The organism is Achromobacter sp. B7 (assembly GCF_003600685.1).
GTDB lineage: Bacteria > Pseudomonadota > Gammaproteobacteria > Burkholderiales > Burkholderiaceae_B > Achromobacter > Achromobacter spanius_B.
In genome coordinates this window covers 5,127,870-5,147,775 of sequence record NZ_CP032084.1, presented here as the reverse complement: position 1 = coordinate 5,147,775, position 19,906 = coordinate 5,127,870, and the positions used below count along the sequence as shown (strand labels likewise).

Here is a 19,906-nt window from a genome sequence, read left to right as displayed (position 1 = left end):
TCTTGTCGTTCGCTGCTTAGTACTGCGCCGAGATGCTGAAAAATACGCGGGGATTCTTGTTGCCCTGGGTCAGGACGTCGCCGCTTGTGGGCTTGGCCACTTCGAACGTTGCGTACAGGGTCTTGCTGAGGTTGGCGCGCATGCCCGCGCCAATGGACGACACGTTGGCGCGCGTCAGCGGCGCGCTTTCGCTGCGCGACCAGATGCGGCCGCCGTCAACAAACGAATAAACGTGCGCGCCGTGCGGCAGGAAGTTGTCGGTGGACACGGCGTAGCGCAGTTCCAGCGAGCCGGCCAGGCCGGAATCGGCGGACATTTCGCCGTCGTCATAACCCCGGCCGAAGTTGGGGCCGCCCAGCGCGAATTCCTCGCTGGCCAGTAGCGGGCTGGCGCTGTACTGGCCGGCAAAGGTGGCCACCAGCGACAGGCGATCGGTCAGCTGTTGCAGGCGCGTCAGTTCGGCGGTGAGCTTCAGGAAGTCCGACCGGCCCTTGGCGCGCGAGGCCAGCTCGGCGCCTTCTTGCGTGGCGCCCATCGCGTCCAGGCCCTGGTGCACCGTGCCGCGAATGGCGGTGATGCCGTTCCAGCTGTCGGTGCGGTCATAGCTCAGGCCAGCGCGCAGCACGCGCAGCCGGTCGCGCGTAAAGGGCGTCTCGGTAATGTCGGTGGCCACGTTGCGCACGTCGAACATGCCGAAGGCGCGCAGGTTTTCCAGCCGCGAGCGGATCAGCGGATAGGTGACGGTGGCCGTGTAGGCCTGCACGTCGCTGGCCACGTTCAGCGGGGCCAGGTCGCGGCCCGGCTCGCTCTTGGCGTAGCTGGCGGCCAGCCCGAAGGTCATGCCGCTGTCGCTGACCAGCATGTCGTAGTTGGCGGCAACGGCCTGGCTGCGGTAGGCCGGAAAGCCCAGGCGGCCGCTCAGCGTGAACGTATCGGCGCGGGCGCCGAACGAATTCAGCGTGACCTGGCCGGTCATTTCGCTCCAGCCCAGGTAGGGCGAGCCACGGTTATCAATGCCCAGGCGCGCATCGACCGGCTTGCGTTCGCTATGCACCACCAGCACCGAGCCGCCCACTTCCTTGGGCGAGGCCTCCAGCGACGCGCGCACCACCAGGCCGTTCAAGTCATTGGCCAGCAGCAGTTGGCGTTCGACTTCGGCCACGTTGATCGGGCGCACGCCACGCAGGCGCTGCACCAGCTTTTCCACCGCCGCTTGGGCGGGGCCGATATCGCCGTCGTACTTCACGTCCGACACATAGCCTTCGACCACCACGATGCGGAACACGCCGCCGTCCACCGTCTGCGCCGGCACGATCACGCGCGTGGTCACGTAGCCGTCATTGCGGTAGAGCAGTTCGATGTCGTTGGCCACCTTGAAGGCGTCGGCCACGGTGATCGTCTTGCCGACCAGTCCCTGGTAGAACGCGCTGATCTTCTCGGGCGCGTAGTGGGTCACGCCTTCCACCCGCATGTTGGCCAGCGTGAAGCTCAGCTTGTCGGCGCCCACCGGGGCCTCGGACGCGCTGCCCTGCTGCACCGTCACTTCGGGAGCGGTCGTCATGCTTTCCGGCATGGCCGGCTGGGGTAGTGCGCGGCCGGGTTCGGCGGCGGACGGCAACTGCGGGCGCACGCTTTGCGCGGCGGCGGGGCTGGTCGCCAACGCCAGGGCCGTTAAGGCCAGGCCGACATGCAGGGAAAGGGGGGAGAGGCAGAGGACAACGGGGCGGCAAAATCGGGATAAACGGCGCATGAGTACTCGGACGGCGGCTTGTTACATTCGGATTTAATAGATGCTATTTGACATATTTGTCACGCTTGGGTACACAGAATTTTTGCAACTTCCAAGCCTTGGGATATGCCTACGCTCGTGACGCCGTCACCGGTAGAGCGGGCAAATACAGGGGAATCCCGGTGTCGTGGGTCTGTGGCGGCAACGCCACAACGACACGAAAACATCCCTTCGCCGACCAGTTTCGCGCTGTAACAAACATTATCGTAAGTACGCAAATATTCCATTACCGAGGTTTGCTGGAATGTCAGGCAGGTTTGCCGCAAGGAAAATTATTCGAGTCCAGGGCCCGGATTTGTCTCGTGTTACCAACGCTAAAGCGGGCCAGCATGAAAGAATGCGCGGCATGAACGACGCCTTCTTTTCGATGGCTCCGGGCCAGCTCGCGGGCTTACGCGTACTGGTCGTGGAGGACCGCCCCGAAGACCGCATGCTGCTGGTCGATTTCCTGACCAGCCAGGACTGCCGCGTCTATGTGGCCGAGGACGGCAATGACGGCTACCGCAAGGCGCAGCTGGTGCAGCCGGACATCATCCTGATGGACGTGACCATGCCGGTGTGCGACGGCCTGGCCGCCTGCCGCCTGCTGAAAGCCGACCAGGCCACGCGCGGCATCCCCGTCATCTTCCTGACGGCGGCTAGCCTGCCCGGCGAACGCGTGGCGGGTCTGTCGGCCGGTGCGGTGGATTACGTGGCCAAGCCCTTCGACTTCGAGGAAGTGCGCCTGCGCCTGCTGATTCATCTGCGGGTAGGAGCCACGCCCAGCGCCACGCCGACCCCTGTTCCCACCGTGGCCGAAACCCATGCGGACGATGGCACCTCGGCCGCCGCGGCCGGTGCGACGCTGGACGGCGTGCTGTTTCGCGCCGCCCGCAAGCTGCTGCGCGAACGGCTGGACCACACACCGGAATTGATGGCGCTGGCGCAGGCGCTGAACACGAACGCGCGCCGGCTGAACCAGGCGTTCCGGCGCTGCGCCGGCACGACGGTCTTTGAATTCCTGCGCGAAGAGCGCATGCGCGAGGCGCGCCGCTTGCTGTGCGAAACCAGCCTGGATATCCAGGCCATTTCGCAGGCGGTGGGCTATGGCAATCGGGGCAATTTCTCTACGGCTTTTCGCGAGCGCTTCGGCATGCCCCCCACGGCCTTGCGCCAGGAGCATGATCCTTATGCATGATCGCCGCCTGGGCTTGCCGGGCAGGCTGCCGTTGAACGTGATGTTGCCGTTGTTGTTGCTGCTGTTGCTATGGGTCCTGTCATGCGTGATGTCGCCCGTGCACGCACAGCCCTTACCGCCTGCAACGCCCGTCGTCGACCTGAACGCCGTGACCGGCAAGCTGCCCCTGAACCACGAATTGCTGGGGCAGGAAGACACGACCGCGTCCAAGGACGTCGGCCAGATCCTGGACGGGCCCTGGCAGCCCGTGGCGCCCGCCTGGCTGAATCGGGGCTTTTCGAAATCGGTGTACTGGCTGAAGCTGGACGTCAGCAACCCCACGCAGGGCTTTGTTGAACGCTGGTTGTCGTTCGGCGTACCCCGGCTGGAAGACGTGCGGTTCTATCTGTATCCCGCCGGACAGCGGGAGCCTTCCCAAGTCATCCTGGCAGGCAACCGCGAGCCGCTCGCATCGCGACAAGTGCCGTCGTCGGTGTCGGTGGCCGCGCTGCTGCTCAATCCGGGTGAACGCATGACGGTGCTGGTGCGGGTGCAAAGCCGCTCGGCCATCAGCATGGAACCCACCTTGTGGACGCCGGGCGCGTTCGTGGGCGCGGCGCAGCGCGGCACGCTGGTGCTGGCGCTGCTGATCGGCGCGCTGCTGATGGTGACGATCTACACGGGGGTGCTGGGCGTGGCCCAGCGCGACCTGGTGTTCCTGCTGCTGTCCGCCGCCATCATTACCGAAATCCTCTACAGCATTTCTTACCAGGGCTTGCTGTACCGCTATGTGGTGACAGGCGGCGGCGAAGTGGTGTTGCGCGCGCCCAGTGTGCTGGGCACGCTGGCGGCCACGGTGTTCGGGTTCTCGGTCATGCTGTTCGCCGATCTGCATCGGGTGCGGTTGTGGCGCTGGGTGTACGGCGCGCTGATCGCCGTGGGCCTAGTGGGCTCGGTCTGGGCGGCGTTTGGTGAGTATCGCGCCAGCGCGCAGGCGCTGGTCGGGCTGATCTTCCTGTGGGGCCTGGTCTGGCCGATCTCCATGGCCAATGGCTGGCGGCGCGGACATGCCAACGCGCGCATCTTCCTGCTGTCGTTCGCGGTGTATTGCGCCTGCCTGTTCCTGCGGCTGGCATTCATCAACGGGCTGCTGCCCGGCCGGTGGGAAGGCGGGCCCGAGGTGGCGTGGGACCTGTTGTCGGTGTCGCTGATGCTGGCCGTGCTGGTGCACGGACGAACGCGCCAGCATCGGCAGGAAAAGCTGGCGGTCCAAGCCGAGCTCACGCAGGCGCGTGAACGCGAGCACCAGCGCCTGGATTACGCCGTCAGGGAACGCACGCAGGCCTTGCAGGAAGCATTGATCCAGGCCGACGAAGCGGGCCGCGTGCGCCAGGACTTCCTGGCGCGCATCAGCCATGACCTGCGCACGCCGCTGACCTCGATCATCGGTTTCGCGGATCTGATCCAGGCGGGCGGGCGTGACGATGCGCCGCGCGGCGCCATCATTCGACGCAGCGCCGACCACATGCTGGGCATGGTGAACGACCTGATCGATTACGCGGCGGGCGTTGGCGGCCAGGCGCTGCGCGTATCGCCGGAATACGTGCACGCCTTGCTGGATGCCGTGGCCAAGGAATCGGCGCCCATTGCAGCCCGCCATAACAACCAGTTTGTATTGCGCGTGTCGGACTCGGTACCCGCCGTGTTGGAAATGGACGGCAAGCGCGTGCGGCAGGTGTTGTCCAACCTGATCGATAACGCGGCCAAGTTCACCCGGGGCGGCGTGCTGACGTTGACGGCCGATTACGCGGCGTCTGCCCCTGCTGCTATCGACGCTGCGGGGCAGTTGGTGTTGTCGGTGCGCGATACGGGTTGCGGTATCGCGCCGTGCGATCGTCAGCGCATCTTCGAACCCTTCCATCGGCTCGCGGCCGCCGATAACCAGCCGGGGGTAGGGCTGGGCCTGGCCATCGTCCAGCAGTGGGTGGAGCGCATGGACGGCGATATCCGTGTGGAAAGCCACGTGGGCCTGGGCACCTTGATCAGCGTGACGTTGCCGGTCAGGAAGATGGACGAGTCCCGCATCTCGCATCACTACATCGCCGCCGCGCCGCATGTGCTGCCAACGCTGGACGGGTCGGGCAAGCATCTGTGGCTGGCCGAGGATACGCCCGAGATCCGCGAATTCCTGGTCGAGGAACTGGCCAGCATGGGCTTTCAAGTGGACAGCGAAGCCGATGGCCGGGGCATGGTGGCGCGCATCCAGGCGCAGGACGCGCGGCGCCCCGATTTGATTCTGACCGACCACCGGATGGAAGGCGTGGATGGCTCGGTGGTGCTGGCGGCGGCGCGCGCGCGCTGGCCGGACCTGCCCGTGGTGGCGGTGTCGGCCACCCCGCACGACACCCTGGCCTTGGGCGGCGCGCGCTATGACGCCAGCCTGCTCAAGCCCATCAGCCTGGTCGAGCTGCGGCATGTGTTGGGCAGGCTGTTGAACCTGACGATCAAGGCCGTCGGCGACGAGGGCAAGCCTGCGTCATTGCCCTCGTTTGCGCCGCGTTTGTCCGGCGCCGAGCTGGCGCAGGTGCAAGTGCTGCTGGATAGCGGCGCCATCTCTGACCTGATCGACTGGTCGCGCGCGTTGCAGGCGCGCGATGCGGCATTCAAGGACTTTTGCGCGGCGCTGCAACGCCTGGCTAAACAGGGCGACATCGGGGCGATTCGCAAGCTGTGCGAAACCATGCGCGCGGGCTGAACGACCGCGCCGGAAACGCAAAGGGGCCGGTCGCCCGGCCCCTGCATGCCATGTCGGCTTATACCGCCGACACGTTGCCCGTGGATTTTCCCGCGGGTTCGCCCGCCGTGGTGGCGGCCGCCACATCCGGGGGCACGGTCACGATCGATGTCAGCGACGGGCTGGCGGGCTTCAATGCCGCCAGGTCCGGACGCGGACGTTGCAGTTCGGCGTTGCCGGCAAAGGCCTGCTCCATGCCTTGGGCTGCCGCCAGCACCTCGCGGTCGCCGCGAAAGCGCCCGACGATCTGCATGCCAAACGGCATGCCTTGGTGGTCCAGGCCGCAAGGCAGCGTCAGGGCGGGGTGCGTGGTCAACGTCACCACATACGTCAGCGCCAGCCAGCGATAGTAGTTTTCCTGGCGGCGGCCGTTGATGGATTCAGCGTACAGCTGCGTCCACGGAAACGGCGACACCGGCGTGGTGGGCGACAGGATCAAATCGTAGTCGTCAAAGGCACGCTGGAAGCGCTTGATCAGGCGCGTCTGTTCGGCTTGCGCCCAGGCGCAGTCTTTCAGGCTCATCGCGGCGCCCATCTCGAAGTTGGCGCGGCTGTTGGGGCCCAGGCTGTTGGGGTCTTTCTCGTAGGCGTCGCGCATGCCCGCCACGAAGGCTTCGGCGCGCAGCACGTCAAAGCAGCGATGGGCCTCGCCGAAGTCCAGCTCGATGGGGTCGCAGGCCGCGAACAGATGGCGCATGGCCGCGATCTTGGCGCGGAAGGTGGCGCGGATGCCGTCGTCCACCTCGCACTGGCCGAAGTCTTCGGTGTAGGCCACGCGCAGGCGTCCCAGGTCGGCCGTGCCCGGCGTCAAGAATTGCAGCGGGTCCAGCGGATAGCTCAGCGGGTCACCGGCGTCGGGGCCGGCGCTGGCCGCCATTTGCAAACACGCGTCCGCCACCGTGCGGCCCATCGGGCCGACGACGGAGATCGGCGTCCAGCCCAGCAGCTTGCGCACGCTGGGCACCACGCCCGGCGACGGCCGAAAGCCCACCACGCCGCACTTGGATGCCGGAATGCGCAGCGAGCCGCCCGTGTCCGACCCCGTGCAGACCGGGAACATGTCGCTGGCCAGCGCGGCGGCCGACCCGCCCGACGATCCGCCGGCATTCAGGTTGGGGTTGAACGGGTTGCCGGTTGCGCCCCACACGGTGTTGCGCGAATTGGCGCCCGCGCCCATTTCCGGCACGTTCGTCTTGGCGGTGACGATGGCGCCGGCGCGGCGCAGGCGCGCCACCAGCGTCACGTCTTCGGTGGGGATGTGATCGCGATAAATCTGCGACCCGAAGGTGGTCAACAGGCCGGCGGTGGGCTCCAGGTCTTTCACGCCCAGCGGCAGGCCGTGCAGCAGGCCCAGCGCGTCGCCGGCCATCACCGCTTGTTCGGCGGCGCGCGCTTCCAGGCGGGCGCGTTCGAACGCGGTGGCGGTGACGGCGTTGATGTACGGGTTGACCGCCTCGATACGCGCGATGCACGCGTCCAGCAATTCCACCGGCGAGAGCTGGCGCGCGCCGATCAGGCGCCGCAGCTCCACGGCCGACAGCGAGACGAGGGAATCGTCCAGGGTCATGAAAACTTCCTTCAATCGATTTTGATATTGGCGCGCTGCGCAACGTCGCGCATCTGCGGCAGTTCCTTCTGGATCAGCGCTTCGCCTTCGGCCGCGCTGGAGAACGCGGCTTCAAAGCCCTGCGCCTCCAGACTCTTGCGCACGTCCGGCGATGCCACCGTGGCGCGCAAGGCGGTCTCAAGCTTGGTCTTCACGTCGGCGGGCAGCCCGCGCGGCGCGGTGAACATCAACCACGTGTCCATGGCCACCGACGGATAGCCCTGTTCGGCAAAGGTCGGCACGTCGGGCAGGAAGGCCGAGCGCGTGGGGGCCGACACCGCCAGCACACGCACCTTGCCCTGCTTGCTTTGCGGCAGCGCGGCCGCCACGGTGTCGACCGAGAACGGGATCTGGCCGCCGATCAGGTCGGTCATGGCGGGGGCGCTGCCCTTGTAGGGCACGTGAATCATCTTGATGCCGGCGGCCGACAGGAAGGCTTCGCCGACAAAATGCGCGGTGGTGCCCGCACCGAACGAACCGTAGGCCGGCGGCTCCTTGTCGCGCGCCTTGGCGTAGGCCACCAGTTCCTTCAGATCCTTGACCGGCACCTGCGGGTTGGCCAGCAGCGCCAAGCCGGTGCGGCCCACGATGCCCAGCGGTTCAAAGCTCTTGACCGGATCGTACGGAAGCTTGTTCTGGATGGCCGGGTTGACCGTGAAGGTGGTGCCCGAGCTGACCAGCAGCGTGTAGCCATCGGGCGCGGCCTTGGCGACGAAGCCGGCGCCGATTGCGGTGCCCGCGCCCGCGCGGTTTTCCACCACTACGGTCTGGCCCAATTCCTGGCCCAGCTTTTGCGCGATGACCCGGCCCAGCACGTCGGTGGCGCCGCCGGGCGGAAAGGGCACCACCAGCGTGACGGGTCGCGTGGGGTAGCCGGGCTGGGCGGCGGCCGGGGCAGAGGCGGCAAGGGTGCCCGCCAGGGTGACACCAAGGGCAATCAAGGCAGTCTTCATGGTCATGCTCAACGAGAGTGGTGGAGGAAAGGCGCTTGTGTCGGCGCCTGAGGGTCGGCCGCGAGTCGTTGCCCGCGGCTCAGGAATTGCTCATATTCGTCGGCCGGCACGAACAGCCCGCCCGTGGTCCAGGCCAGATGCGTGGCACGCGGCAGGTGCGGCAGCAAGCCGCGCTGGCGCAGCCACTGTTGGCCCGCGACGCTGCCTAGCAAGTGGCGCGGGCCAGAAAAGCCCGCTGCCGCCGAGGGCTCGATGCGTAGGCCTTCGCTGTCATGCAGGCGCGCCAGGTCGCCGTAAAGCGTGTCGTCCGCCACGGTGTAGACGCCGGCCAGCAGGTCGCCCACGGCGGCATACGCCAGGTCCGACGCGCGCGGCACGGCCAGGCCGTCGGCCTCGGTCTGGTTGGTCAGGCCGATGTCGTAGACCGACGGCGGCACCGGCACGCCCGGCAGTTGGCCATTGCCGGCCATCATGCGCAGCAGAAAGCACGGCGACTGGACCGGCTCGGCAAAGAAGCAGTGCACGTGCGCGCCGAACAGCAAGGACAAGCCAAAGGCGATGCCGCCGGGCGCGCCGCCCACGCCGCAAGGCAGGTAGACAAATAGCGGATGCTCGGCGTCGACCACGATGCTGGCTTGCGCCATCTGCTCGCGCAGCGCCAGCGCGGCTGCCGCATAACCCAGGAACAGCGAGGCCGAGCGTTCGTCGTCAACGAAGTAACCCTTGGGGTCGGCCTCGACCTGGCGGCGTCCGGCCGCCACGGCTTTTTCGTAATCGCCGGGATGTTCCACCACCTCGACCCCGCGCGCGCGCAGCCGGGTTTTTTTCCATTCCTTGGCGTCCGCCGACATGTGCACGGCGGCCCGAAACCCCAGCGCCGATGCAATCACGCCAATGGACAAACCCAGGTTGCCGGTTGAGCCCACGGCTACCTGGTATTCCGCGAAACAGGCGCGGGCCTCCCGCGAGGCCAGCTTGATGAAGTTATCGCCGGGCGCGATCAGGCCGCGTTCCAGGGCCAGCTTTTCGGTGAATTCCAGCACTTCGTGGATGCCGCCGCGCGCCTTGATCGACCCCGCCACGGGCAACGCGTGATCCGCCTTGATCCACAACCGTCCCGACGCCTTGGGCAAGCCCAACGCGTCCTGCATGGCGGGGGTTTCCAGCAACGGCGATTCGATGACGCCGGCGGTGGCTTGCAGCTCTGGAAAGCGCTGCGCCAGTAACGGTGCGAAGCGCGTGAAGCGGTCCTGCGCGGCTTGCACATCGGCCAGGCTGAAGGGGGCAACGGTGGGCGCGGCGACGGGTTCGGCAACGGGGGCAACCCCCACAGCCGGACGCGTCCACAACACGGGCCGCGCCGCGCGCAACGCCTGCAAGGAAAGGGACGAAACAGAAGCGGGGGACGGGATCATGACTGCGCTTGCCTAAGGGGGGCGTCCAGAAGACGTCATCTAACGGTCACATCCTAGGCTTGCCCTTAACGTTGCCGCAATATGAATTGATAGAATTGTCCGTTGCGTTTTGCGCAAACCAAGGGCAAACCCGATGAACCCCCAGATTCTGCAAGAAATGGCCCTGCGCTACTTCCTGGAAGTGGCGCGCTGCGGCTCCGTCAGCGTGGCGGCCGAGCGGCTGGAGGTGGCGCCGTCGGCCGTCAGCCGCCAGATCGCCCGGCTGGAACGCGAGCTGGGCACCTTGCTGTTCGAGCGCCGCTCGCGCGGCATGGCGCTGAACGCGGCCGGCGAATTGTTGGCCGCGCACGCCAAGCGCGCGCAACAGGATGTGGACCGCGTGACCGGCGAAATCATGAGCCTGCGCGGCCTGCGCCAGGGGCTGGTGCGCGTTGTGTGCACCGAGGGTTTCGTGCACGACGTGGTGCCCGCCGCCATCGCGGAATTTCGCAAGCAATATGCAGGCATTCGCTTCACCCTGGACGTGTGCTCGCAGCGTGAGGTGCCTGTCCGGGTGCGCGACGGCGCGGCCGATATCGGCATCACGCTCAGCCTGACCTCACACCGCGACGTGCGCGTGGAATTGCGCATGCCCGCGCCGGTACGCGCGGTGGTGGCGGCGGACCATCCCTTGGCTGCGCAATCTGAAGTGTCGCTGGCGCAATTGATGGCGTATCCGCTGGCATTGCCCGACGCCGATTCCACGCTGCGGCAGTTGATCGACATCAGTTGCAGCCGCCAGCAATTGCAGTGCGAGCCCGTGTTTTCCAGCCGCAGCGTCGATGCGCTGGTGGCGTTCGCGGGGGCGGGTGGCGGCGTGGCGTTCTGCGGGGAACTGGCGATCCGCTATCGGTTGCGCGGCAAGCAGGTGGTGGCCGTGCCGCTGCGCGACCGGGAAATGAACGAACGCCACTTCGAGGTGCAGACGCTGGCCGGACGCGTGCTGCCCGAGGCCGCCAAGGCGTTCATCGCCAGCCTGCGAGCGCAGCTGGAAGCGGAGGGCGGGGTGGTGGATTGATGCGCGGTGATCAGTGCGCCGTGAGCGCTGCGCCGTGATCAGTGCGCGGATCAGCGCCGCACGCCATCCCGATACGCCACCGCCACCATCGCCGCCACCACAAACGTCATCACCGCGAACAGCACGACATACCCGGCGGTCCACAACAGCCCTGCGTTCGTGGCGTAGTGTAGATATTCCGTCAGCCCGCTGTGGGCAAAGCCGCCCAGGCTGACCAGCACGGCCAGTGCCAACACCAGCGGCCAGCGCGGATAAGGCATGGCGGCGCGAATACCTTGCAAGCTCGCGTCGCCCGTGACGGCGGTGCGCGGCAGGCTCAAGGCCAACACCGCCACGCAAACCAGCACCGGCAGCCACACCACCAGCACGGCCGGCACCAGTGCCGCCAGGAACTTGTTGGTGTCCGGCCCGTTCATCAGCATGTAAAGCACATAGGGCAGGTCGCCCGTCGCGCGCGCCAGCACGGCCACGATCAGCACCAGCACGCCGAATACCATCAGGTGCCGCGCCTCGGCCGAACCGCCGCGCGCCGCGTCGGGGTTGGCGCCGCTGCCCAGCACCACGACACGATGCCAGGCGAACGTCACGCGCGCGAACGCGATCAGGTTGATCAGCGCCAGCAGCATGTACAGCGCGCTACCGGTCCAGGCCAGCGTCGCGGCCAGGATGGCGAATGGCAGCGACAACAGAAATGCCGCCAGCGACCACGGCGCGGCGGCCAGCATGGCCCGGCCTTGATGGCGGATGACGCTGGCCGTGGCAAAGAAGTATCGACGTGCTCCGAATGTTTGCGACAAGGCGGCGCCTGCTTGGAAACGAAGGGGGTTCGTTTATACCGCAGCTGGGGGCGGGCGGTGCGGCGCCGTCAAGACCGCCCGGGACGACGCGGTCCGGAGGGTCTGAAGACGCCGCCGTGGGACGGCGCCGTGGCTTAAACCGCCGCCGCGCTGCGGGCCAAACCCGCCAGCACGTTGCGCGCCGCCGCCACGCCCATGTTCACGTAGGCCGCGCGGGTCACGCCGCCGATGTGCGGGCTGAGCAGGATGCGGGGCTCCTGTTGAAACGGGTGTCCCGCCGTCATGGGTTCGACGGCGAAGCTGTCCAGGCCCGCGGCCATCACCTGGCCACTACGCACGGCGGCCAGCAGCGCCGCTTCGTCCACCAGGCCGCCCCGCGCGGTGTTCACCAGGATCACGCCCGGCCGGCACTGCGCCAGCGTGTCGGCGTTGACCAGATGATGGTTGTCGTCCGTCAGCGGGCAGTGCAACGACACGGCATCGCACTCCTGCCAGATGCGGGGCAACGCCACGCTCTGGATATAAGGCGGCAGATCTTGCGCATAGGGATCGTGGCCAATGACACGCATGTTCATGCCGTGCGCCATCGCCGCAAAGCGCCGGCCGATGGCGCCCAGCCCAACCACGCCGACCGTCTTGCCGTCCAGCTCCACGCTTTTGTGCGTGGCCTTGTCCCAATGGCCCGCCCGCATGCGCGCATCCAGCGGCACCACCGATTTGGCGGCGGCAAGCAGCAGCGCCAGCGCGTGCTCGGCCACGGCCGCCGCGTTCGCGCCCGCCGCCGCCACGACCTCGATGCCGCGTTGCGCGGCGGCAGCCTTGTCGATGGTGTCGGTGCCGCTGCCGTGCTTGGAGATCACGCGCAAAGACGGCGCGGCGTCCATCGCGGCGGCGCCCACCTTGCTGTAGCGCACGATGATGGCCACCGGATCGTGCTGGCGGCACAGCGCCACGATGTCGTCTTCCGACGGCGCCTTGCCCGCGTAGACGATGTTGAAGCCGTCCAGCAGCGCCAGGGCTTCGGTGGCCAGGTCGGCGGCGGTAACGACCAACGCCGGTTTAGGCGCAGCAGGCATGGTCACAGCGCCTCTCCTTCCTTCAGCACGCCGGCGCTGCGCAGCGCGGCCGTCAGCCAGGTGGCTGCGGTGTCGCCGGCCTGAATGGCGGCGATGCGGGCGGCTTCGTCGCGCACTTTCTTTTCCGCCGCGGGCAGCAAGCCTTCGATTTTTTCGCGCTCGACGACGACCACGCCGTCGGCATCGCCAATGATGAAGTCGCCGGGGTGGACCGTCACGCCGCCCACCGATACGGGGTGGCCGATGCGGCCGGGCACGTTCTTGGTCGGGCCGTTGGGGTTGGCGCCGGCCGCGAATACCGGGTACCCCATGTCGATGATTTCGGTGGTGTCGCGCGCCGCGCCGTCGATGACCACGCCGGCGATGCCTAGCTGGCGGCAGGCGGTCATCATGATGGTGCCCATCAGCGCGGCGCTCAGGTCGCCCTTGCCGTCGATCACCAGCACGTCGCCGAATTTGGCCAGCGAGATGGCCGCGTGAATCATCAGGTTGTCGCCGGGCCGCACCTCAACGGTGAAGGCGGTGCCCGCCAGCTTCATGCCGGGGTCCAGCGGCCGGATGCGGCCACTGAGCGCGCCGCGCCGGCCCGCCACATCGGCCAGGATGGCCGGCTGCAACGACGCGGCGCGGCGCACGATGTCGGCCGGGATGCGGGGAAAGTCTTTGATGATGTCGGGGTTTGCCATGGAAATTCCTGTCTGAAGAAGACGATGTGGGGTTCGGTTTTTTTGGCCGGGCGGTGCCTGCGCGGCCTGGGTCTCATTCGACGCGGGCGCCCGAGTCCTTCACGATCTTTCCCCAGCGGATGCGGTCGTCATGGATCAGCTTGGCGAATTGTTCAGGCGTGCTGGTCAGCACGCGCGCGCCTTGTTCCTGGTACTTCGTACTGAGGTCCTGCGCTTGCAGCGCCTTGTTGAATTCCGCGTTCAGACGCTGCACGATGTCCTGCGGCACGCCGGCCGGCGCGGCCAGGCCGAACCACGTCACGGCCTCGAAGCCGGGGTAGCCGCTTTCGGCAATGGTCGGCACGTCGGGCATGTCGGGCACGCGTTGCGCCGAGGTCACCGCCAGCGCGCGCATCTTGCCGTTGCGCACGTGGCCGATCAGCGTGGGCACCGACGACAGGTACATGTCGATCTGACCGCCGATCAGGTCGTTGGACGCCTGGGCGGCGCCCTTGTACGGCACGTGCGTCAGCTTGATGTCGGCGGCGTTCTGCAACTGCACGGCGGCCAGGTGGGCCACGGTGCCGTTGCCCGAGCTGGCGTAGTTCAGCGCCTCGGGTTTGGCGCGGGCCGCGGCGATCATGTCCTTGAACGATTTCAACGGCGAATTGGCCGGCACTACCAGCACGAGGGGCGCGTCGGCGATCAGGCCGATGGCGGACAGGTCGGTTTCCGGGTCGTAGGGCAGCTTGGCGTACAGCGTGGGGTTGATGGCCAGGTTGCTGGTCTGCCCCAGCACCAGCGAATAGCCGTCCGCCGCCGACTTCGCCACGGCGTCCACGCCGATATTGCCGCCGGACCCCGGGCGGTTTTCCGTGACGATGTTCCAGCCGGTGTTCTTTGCCACCTTCAGCGCCGCTTCGCGGGCCAGCACGTCGGTGCCGCCGCCCGGAGGGAAGGGCACGATCAGGCGGATGGGTTTGTCGGGGTAGCCCTGGGCGGCGCTGATGCCCGCCACGCAAACGAGGGCCAAGCCCGACAACACGCGCGCAATCACTTTCATGGTTTGTCTCCAGTCGTTGTTTTGATCCGCGCATTGTGCGAGCGTGTTCCGCCTAATACAATCCAGGTTCGCAGTACGAAACACGTTTCGTATAGCGGTCGATTTAAAAGACTTGGGGGCGAATCGTGAACGACAACGGCAATGACGGCAAAGACCGCGAAGGCGGCGGCAGCGCGGGAATAGAAAATGACGCCGACGGCGCCGAAGACGGCGTGGTCGCCGTCCGGCGCGCCATGCGCATCCTGGAGGCCTTCGGTGTGGACGACGCCCACCTGACGCTGGCTGAACTCAGCCGCCGCACGGGCTGCCATCGGTCCACCGTGCTGCGCCTGGCGCGCACCCTGGCCATGGACGACTACCTGGCCCAGCGGCCGGACGGCACGTGGCGCCTGGCGCGCGCGGCCGGTTGGCTGGGCGCGTGCTACCAGGCCACGTTCAACGTGCAGGAATTGGTGCAGCCCGTGCTGCGCGAGCTGTCCGGCGCCACAGGGGAAAGCGCAACGTTCTATGTGCGCGAAGGCAATCAGCGGATTTGCATGGCGCGCGTCGAAGGCCCGAAGTCCATCCGCCACCACGTGCGGGTGGGCGCGGCGCTGCCCTTGAACCTGGGCAGCCCGGGCCGCGTGCTGCTGGCGTTTTCAGGCGAGGCGGGCGACGAGTACGAGGCCGTACGACGTGCCGGCTACATGATTTCGCTGGGCGAGCGCGACGCCGAAGTCTCCAGCATTTCGGCGCCGGTCTACGGCATCAACTGGACCTTGCTGGGCGCGATCTGCATCTCTGGCCCGATCTCACGCTTGAACGAAGCGGTGCTGCTGGGCCATAAAGAAGCCATTCTTTCAACGGCCAGCCGGCTGTCGCGGTCAATGATGGGCGCGCGGCAAGGCGGCGCGGGTTAGGGCACGGGCCAGGGCATCTCTGAGGCGGCAAACATCCGCGGGGCGAGCATCACCCGATCGGCCATTTGGGCAGCCGTATCTTGCGGTACGGCAGGCTGCGCCAGTCGGGGCTGGCCGAGCCGGGGGCGGCCACGTACACCACGGCGCGCGCCAAGGGCGCGTACTGCGCATGGAAGTGATGGGCCGACTTCACCACGATCAGCCGTTGCGCCGTCAGGTCGCACCCCAACTGCGTGAACAGGTCTGTGTGATAGGCCTGTGTGCGCAGTGACACCAATGCAATCAGGATGCCGCCGGCATCGACCAGCGCGCAGTCGCCCAGCGCGATGCGCGTGCCGGAATTGCCCGTCATGAACATATCGGCGTGGGTTGCCACAACGCGGCAACGCGCGTCCACGGGCGCGCCCGACAGCGGGCCGACCTTGCCGCCGATGCGCAGGTCAAGTTCGGCGCCCACGCCCGCATCGAAGGCGATGCGGGCGGCCACCGGGTCCCACATCGGGCCCAGCGCCGCGTTGCGGATGCCGCGTTCCCGCATGCGCGCCAGCAGATAGGTGGAGTCTCCGGCCGCGCCGCTGCCCGGGTTGTCGGACCGGTCGGCCAGCACAACGGGACCCTCGCCAAACGCCAAGGCTTCGTCCAGCGCTTCGTCCACGCCGCGGTACGGCACCATCAGTTGTTCGCGCATGCCGATCAGTTCATCGGCAAGCGTGCGCGCCAGCGTCTTCGCGGCGGCGGCGTCGCCATCGGCATAGACCAGGACCTTGGTGCCCATCTCGGGCACGTCGCCCGTGGCGAAGCCTTGCGCGACCGACACCGACAGAATGCCGTCGCGCCCTTCCAGCGCCTTGATGCGGCTGACAAAGCCGCGCGCCGGTTCGCGCGTGGTGTGCATCGGCACGACCATGTCGCAATCGACCAGCGCGGCAACGGGATGCTGCCGCCGCTGGTGGGCCGCGTGGCACAGGTCCACCAGTTCACAGGCGCGCTCGTAGACGTCAACGTGTGGGTATTCCTTGAACAGCACCAGCACCGTCGCCTGCTCCACCATCAACGGCGTCAGGTGCGCGTGCGGGTCCAGCTCGGCGCCCACCGTTACGTCGGGGCCGACCAGCTCCCGCACACGGCGCAGGATGTCGCCTTCGCAATCGTCATAGCCGTCGGCCACCATCGCGCCGTGCAGGCCCAGCAGCACCATGTCCACCGGCAAGGCCGCGCGCAGGTCAGCCAGCAGTTCGTCGCGCAATGTCTCGTAGGCGGCTCGCGTGGTGGTGCCGCCCGGTTGCGCCGAGGCCACCAGGCCCTCGATCACCGTCCAGCCCTGTTGCGCGGCGCGCTGTCGCGCAACCCACAGCGGCCCGCCGTAAAACGTCATGTGATCGGGGTGGGTGCCCGCGCGCAGATACTCGCGCGACGTGAACGCGGCCAGGCCGGTGGGCAAAGGGGAAAACGTGTTGGTCTCGGTGGCGAGAGCGCCGGTGAAGATACGCATGGGACGGCTCCTGGGGGCGCGCGCGGCGCCTACGGTTGAAAGGGCGCGGCGTTGATCGGCACGGGTTCGCCGTTCATTTGCGCGGTCAGCAAGGCGGCGCTGCCACAGGCAAGCGTGAACCCTAAAGCGCCCTGGCCGATGTTCAGCCACAGGTTGCCGGCCGCGCGGCTTTTGCCGATCAGCGGCTTGCTGGTCGGCGTGGCCGGCCGCACGCCCGCCCAGGCCTGCGCGCGCGACAGGTCCAGGCGCGGAAAGGCTTCCTTGACCTGATGCCGCAACGTCGCCATCCGCGACGCGTCAACCTCGCCATGCTTGGCGCCGATGTCGACCATGGCCGCAATGCGCAGCACATTGCCCAGGCGCGCGTAGACGATGCGCCGTTCGTAATCGGTCACGCTGATGGCGGGAACATCGGCGGTGTCCGCCGTAATCGGCACGCTCAGGCTATAGCCCTTCAAGGGATACAAGGGCACGCGTTGGCCCAATGCCGCCAGCAGCGGTCGGCTGCCGATGCCCGAGGCCACCACGAACGCATCCGCTTGCAGGTCGCCGGCATCCGTCTGCGCCGCGACGATGCGGCCGCCTTCGCGCCGCAGCCGTTGCACGCGCGTGTTCATGTGGACGCTGACGTTGGCGTGGCGCCGCAGCCGCTGAAACAGGGTGTCGGTAAAGCGATGGCAGTCGGCGGTTTCTTCGCTGGGCGTGTAGACGGCGCCGGCGATGCGCGCGCCCATGCCGGCCAGCGCCGGTTCCGCCGCCAGCGTTTCGTCGCGTGACAGCACGCGCTGGTCGGTGCCGTGAGTCGCCTGGTAACGCACCAGCGACGCGGCCTTGTCCAGTTGCCCGGCATCGCGGTACACAATCAGCTTTCCGGTTTTTGACAGGCCGAAATCCATGGGCGCCTCCGCCAGCATCGCGTGCAGCGTGTCGCGGCTGAGGTAGGACAGGGACAGCAATTGGGCGGTGGACGCGCGCGACACCGAGGCGCGGCACGCGCGCAAAAATCCCGCCAGCCACAACCATTGCGAAACGTCGAAGCGGTAGCGCAGGCGCAGCGGCGAATCGCGTCGGAACAGCCAGCCCGGCATGTCGGCCAACGCGCCCGGTCCCGCCAACGGCGCCACATAGCTATAGCTGAGCTGCCCGCCGTTGGCGAAGCTGCTGCCCAGCGCGGGCTCTGCCCGTTCGTCCACCAAAACCACCGCGTGTCCCGCCCGCGCCAACAGGTGCGCCGTCGTAACGCCGACCACGCCCGCCCCAATTACGCATACCCGCATGACTCGCCTCGTAGGTTCAGGTAGGGCACGATTCTGATCCGCGCACCGGGGTGGGGCAAATTCCAAATCGCGTCCCATCCATAACCTTGCGATATGTGTGCGGGCGCGGCGTTGCCGCCCTATCGTTTTCCCTAGCGGTGGTGCGCATCAACCTCGCTTTTTCTGCGTTTTCCCTGCGTTTTCAGGGCAAAAGCGCCCACACCATAACCTTGGGTTATCCATAGGCCCACGTTAGCTATTTGTGCCGCGCCGGTGTGCCGCCGATGATCCGCTTACGGAACGCAACGCCATGCCGAACACGCAGGCGCTGACGACATAGCCGGCCTATACAAGGGGAAATGATGACGTCTTACCGGAACGCCACGGCAGTCGTGGCGCTTGCGCCAGCCTGTCCCGGAGCGCAGCCATGAAGGTCTTCTGCGCCGGTCTGGGCACCGAGACCAATACCTTCGCACCCATGCCCACCAGCCTTGCGGCCTTTCAGGAACGCGACTACTACCCGGCCGGCACGCATCCCGATTCCGTCACCTTCGCCGGTGCGCCGCTCTTCGTGGCGCGCCTGCAAGGCCGCGACGCAGGCTGGACGCTGGTGGACGGCCTGGTGGCTTCCGCGCAGCCCGGCGGCATCACCACGCGCGCCGCCTACGAAACCTTGCGCGACCAGATCCTGGCCGACCTGCGCGCCGCGATGCCGGTGGACATGGTGCTGCTGGGCTTGCACGGCGCGATGGTGGCCGATGGCTATGACGATTGCGAAGGCGACATCCTGCGCCGTGTGCGTGAACTGGTCGGCCCCGACGTAACGGTGGGCGCCGAGCTGGACCCGCACGCGCACCTGACGCCGCTGATGGTGGAACAGGCCACGGTACTGGTGCTGTTCAAGGAATACCCGCACACCGATATCCGCGAACGCGCCGAAGACCTGCTGGCCCTGTGCCTGGACGCGCACGCGGGCCGCACGCGTCCCGTGGCGGCGCTGGTCGATTGCCACATGATCGTGCCCATGCACACCACGCGTGAACCGGCGCGCGGCTTTGTCAGCCGTATCAAGGCGCTGGAAGGGCGCGACGGCATTCTGTCGATATCGGCCGCGCAGGGCTTCGCCACGGGCGACGTGCCCGAGATGGGCACCAAGGTGCTGGTCTATGCCGATGGCGACGCCGCCGCCGCGCAGACGCTTGCACGCGCGCTTGCCGATGAACTGATCGGCATGCGCGAACAACTGATGGTGCCGTACCGCAGCGTGGACGAAGCGCTGGACGAAGCCTTGGCGTTCGACGGCGGCCCGGTGGTGTTGGCCGACCGCCCCGACAACCCCGGCAGCGGCGCGCCCGGTGACGCCACCTTCGTACTGCAACGCGTGCTTGAGCGCGGCGTAAGCAATGTGGCGCTGGGCCCGATGTGGGACCCGGTGGCGGCGCGCATCGCCTTCGATGCGGGCGTGGGCGCCGAACTTGACCTGCGTATCGGCGGCAAGGTCGGCCCCTTGTCAGGCGACCCGATCGACCTGCGTTGCACCGTGCTTGCCGTGAAGGCGGACCTGGTGATGACCGGCCTGTCCGGCGCACCGGCGCCGATGGGCGACTGCGTATTGGTGCAGGCCCAGGGCGTACAGATCGTGCTGACTTCCGTGCGTAACCAGGCCATCAACATGGACCTGTTCACCCAGCTGGGCTGTGACCTATCGGCCTGCAAGATCGTGGTGGTCAAGTCCGCGCAGCATTTCCACGCCTCGTTTTCAAAGGTCGCGCGCCACATCATCTATGTGGGTGGCAAGGGCGTGGCGACGCCGGATTGGAAGACGCTGACGTATCGCAACATCCGGCTGCCGAAGTGGCCGCTTTAAGATCCTGCCGGCGCATGGCCG

15 protein-coding genes are annotated in these 19,906 nt (G+C 67.3%); 5 read left to right on the top strand and 10 right to left on the bottom strand.

Features of this window, described 5'->3' with window-relative positions:
* Window positions 1-16: 16 nt before the first annotated feature.
* The gene (locus DVB37_RS23340) at window positions 17-1,660 is read right to left on the bottom strand and encodes a ShlB/FhaC/HecB family hemolysin secretion/activation protein (RefSeq protein WP_240433981.1); all 1,644 of its coding nucleotides are present in this window, start codon (window positions 1,658-1,660) and stop codon (window positions 17-19) included.
* Between the two features lie 466 nt (window positions 1,661-2,126).
* On the opposite strand from DVB37_RS23340, the gene DVB37_RS23335 reads away from it, so the two are divergent.
* Together DVB37_RS23335 and DVB37_RS23330 are read left to right on the top strand one after the other, a co-directional pair.
* Entirely contained in the window at window positions 2,127-2,966 is an 840-nt protein-coding gene (locus DVB37_RS23335; RefSeq protein WP_120156908.1) for a DNA-binding response regulator, read from the top strand.
* Window positions 2,959-5,700, top strand: coding sequence for a hybrid sensor histidine kinase/response regulator (locus DVB37_RS23330; protein WP_240433980.1), 2,742 nt, complete (start codon window positions 2,959-2,961; stop codon window positions 5,698-5,700). The genes DVB37_RS23335 and DVB37_RS23330 overlap by 8 nt, the downstream gene beginning before the upstream one ends.
* A 58-nt stretch (window positions 5,701-5,758) precedes the next feature.
* On the opposite strand, the gene DVB37_RS23325 is transcribed toward DVB37_RS23330, so the two are convergent.
* From DVB37_RS23325 to DVB37_RS23315, 3 genes are read right to left on the bottom strand one after another with little or no spacing between them, the layout of a single operon-like run.
* On the bottom strand, window positions 5,759-7,306 hold the full coding sequence (locus tag DVB37_RS23325; RefSeq protein WP_120157619.1) for an amidase: 1,548 nt from the start codon (window positions 7,304-7,306) through the stop codon (window positions 5,759-5,761).
* 11 nt (window positions 7,307-7,317) lie between these two features.
* Entirely contained in the window at window positions 7,318-8,304 is a 987-nt protein-coding gene (locus DVB37_RS23320; protein ID WP_046803838.1) for a tripartite tricarboxylate transporter substrate binding protein, read from the bottom strand.
* Between the two features lie 2 nt (window positions 8,305-8,306).
* The gene (locus DVB37_RS23315; RefSeq protein ID WP_120156907.1) at window positions 8,307-9,713 is read right to left on the bottom strand and encodes a D-serine ammonia-lyase; all 1,407 of its coding nucleotides are present in this window, start codon (window positions 9,711-9,713) and stop codon (window positions 8,307-8,309) included.
* Window positions 9,714-9,846: 133 nt separating this feature from the next.
* Here DVB37_RS23315 and DVB37_RS23310 point away from each other — a divergent pair, with 133 nt between their 5' ends.
* The gene (locus DVB37_RS23310) at window positions 9,847-10,770 is read left to right on the top strand and encodes a LysR family transcriptional regulator (RefSeq protein ID WP_046803840.1); all 924 of its coding nucleotides are present in this window, start codon (window positions 9,847-9,849) and stop codon (window positions 10,768-10,770) included.
* 50 nt (window positions 10,771-10,820) lie between these two features.
* Here the strand turns inward: DVB37_RS23310 and DVB37_RS23305 are convergent, their stop codons facing one another.
* The 4 genes from DVB37_RS23305 to DVB37_RS23290 form a co-directional block, all read right to left on the bottom strand.
* Entirely contained in the window at window positions 10,821-11,567 is a 747-nt protein-coding gene (locus tag DVB37_RS23305; protein ID WP_240433979.1) for a hypothetical protein, read from the bottom strand.
* Between the two features lie 134 nt (window positions 11,568-11,701).
* A complete protein-coding gene (locus DVB37_RS23300; protein WP_120156906.1) occupies window positions 11,702-12,643 on the bottom strand; it encodes an NAD(P)-dependent oxidoreductase in 942 nt (313 codons plus the stop codon).
* A 2-nt stretch (window positions 12,644-12,645) separates the two neighbouring features.
* Entirely contained in the window at window positions 12,646-13,329 is a 684-nt protein-coding gene (locus DVB37_RS23295) for an RraA family protein (protein ID WP_205571583.1), read from the bottom strand.
* A gap of 73 nt (window positions 13,330-13,402) precedes the next feature.
* Window positions 13,403-14,371 (bottom strand): tripartite tricarboxylate transporter substrate binding protein, encoded by a 969-nt coding sequence (locus tag DVB37_RS23290; protein WP_046803843.1) that lies wholly within the window; start codon window positions 14,369-14,371, stop codon window positions 13,403-13,405.
* 179 nt (window positions 14,372-14,550) lie between these two features.
* Here DVB37_RS23290 and DVB37_RS23285 point away from each other — a divergent pair, with 179 nt between their 5' ends.
* Window positions 14,551-15,270, top strand: coding sequence for an IclR family transcriptional regulator (locus tag DVB37_RS23285; RefSeq protein WP_240434178.1), 720 nt, complete (start codon window positions 14,551-14,553; stop codon window positions 15,268-15,270).
* 49 nt (window positions 15,271-15,319) lie between these two features.
* On the opposite strand, the gene DVB37_RS23280 is transcribed toward DVB37_RS23285, so the two are convergent.
* Window positions 15,320-16,762 carry a M81 family metallopeptidase gene (locus tag DVB37_RS23280; protein WP_104142094.1) on the bottom strand — a complete coding sequence of 481 codons (1,443 nt, stop codon included), beginning with the start codon at window positions 16,760-16,762 and terminating at the stop codon, window positions 15,320-15,322.
* 29 nt (window positions 16,763-16,791) lie between these two features.
* Window positions 16,792-18,039 (bottom strand): D-amino acid dehydrogenase, encoded by a 1,248-nt coding sequence (locus tag DVB37_RS23275; RefSeq protein WP_120156904.1) that lies wholly within the window; start codon window positions 18,037-18,039, stop codon window positions 16,792-16,794.
* Window positions 18,040-18,445: 406 nt separating this feature from the next.
* On the opposite strand from DVB37_RS23275, the gene DVB37_RS23270 reads away from it, so the two are divergent.
* Window positions 18,446-19,885 (top strand): M81 family metallopeptidase, encoded by a 1,440-nt coding sequence (locus DVB37_RS23270; RefSeq protein WP_120156903.1) that lies wholly within the window; start codon window positions 18,446-18,448, stop codon window positions 19,883-19,885.
* The last annotated feature ends 21 nt before the right edge of the window (window positions 19,886-19,906 follow it).

Coding starts and splice junctions, on each gene's coding strand:
- DVB37_RS23280 (WP_104142094.1), bottom strand. CDS start 16,762: ATGCGTATCTTCACCGGCGCTCTCGCCACCGAGACCAACACGTTTTCC.
- DVB37_RS23300 (WP_120156906.1), bottom strand. CDS start 12,643: ATGCCTGCTGCGCCTAAACCGGCGTTGGTCGTTACCGCCGCCGACCTG.
- DVB37_RS23295 (WP_205571583.1), bottom strand. CDS start 13,329: ATGGCAAACCCCGACATCATCAAAGACTTTCCCCGCATCCCGGCCGAC.
- DVB37_RS23325 (WP_120157619.1), bottom strand. CDS start 7,306: ATGACCCTGGACGATTCCCTCGTCTCGCTGTCGGCCGTGGAGCTGCGG.
- DVB37_RS23320 (WP_046803838.1), bottom strand. CDS start 8,304: ATGACCATGAAGACTGCCTTGATTGCCCTTGGTGTCACCCTGGCGGGC.
- DVB37_RS23330 (WP_240433980.1), top strand. CDS start 2,959: ATGCATGATCGCCGCCTGGGCTTGCCGGGCAGGCTGCCGTTGAACGTG.
- DVB37_RS23335 (WP_120156908.1), top strand. CDS start 2,127: ATGCGCGGCATGAACGACGCCTTCTTTTCGATGGCTCCGGGCCAGCTC.
- DVB37_RS23310 (WP_046803840.1), top strand. CDS start 9,847: ATGAACCCCCAGATTCTGCAAGAAATGGCCCTGCGCTACTTCCTGGAA.
- DVB37_RS23275 (WP_120156904.1), bottom strand. CDS start 18,039: ATGCGGGTATGCGTAATTGGGGCGGGCGTGGTCGGCGTTACGACGGCG.
- DVB37_RS23315 (WP_120156907.1), bottom strand. CDS start 9,713: ATGATCCCGTCCCCCGCTTCTGTTTCGTCCCTTTCCTTGCAGGCGTTG.
- DVB37_RS23270 (WP_120156903.1), top strand. CDS start 18,446: ATGAAGGTCTTCTGCGCCGGTCTGGGCACCGAGACCAATACCTTCGCA.
- DVB37_RS23290 (WP_046803843.1), bottom strand. CDS start 14,371: ATGAAAGTGATTGCGCGCGTGTTGTCGGGCTTGGCCCTCGTTTGCGTG.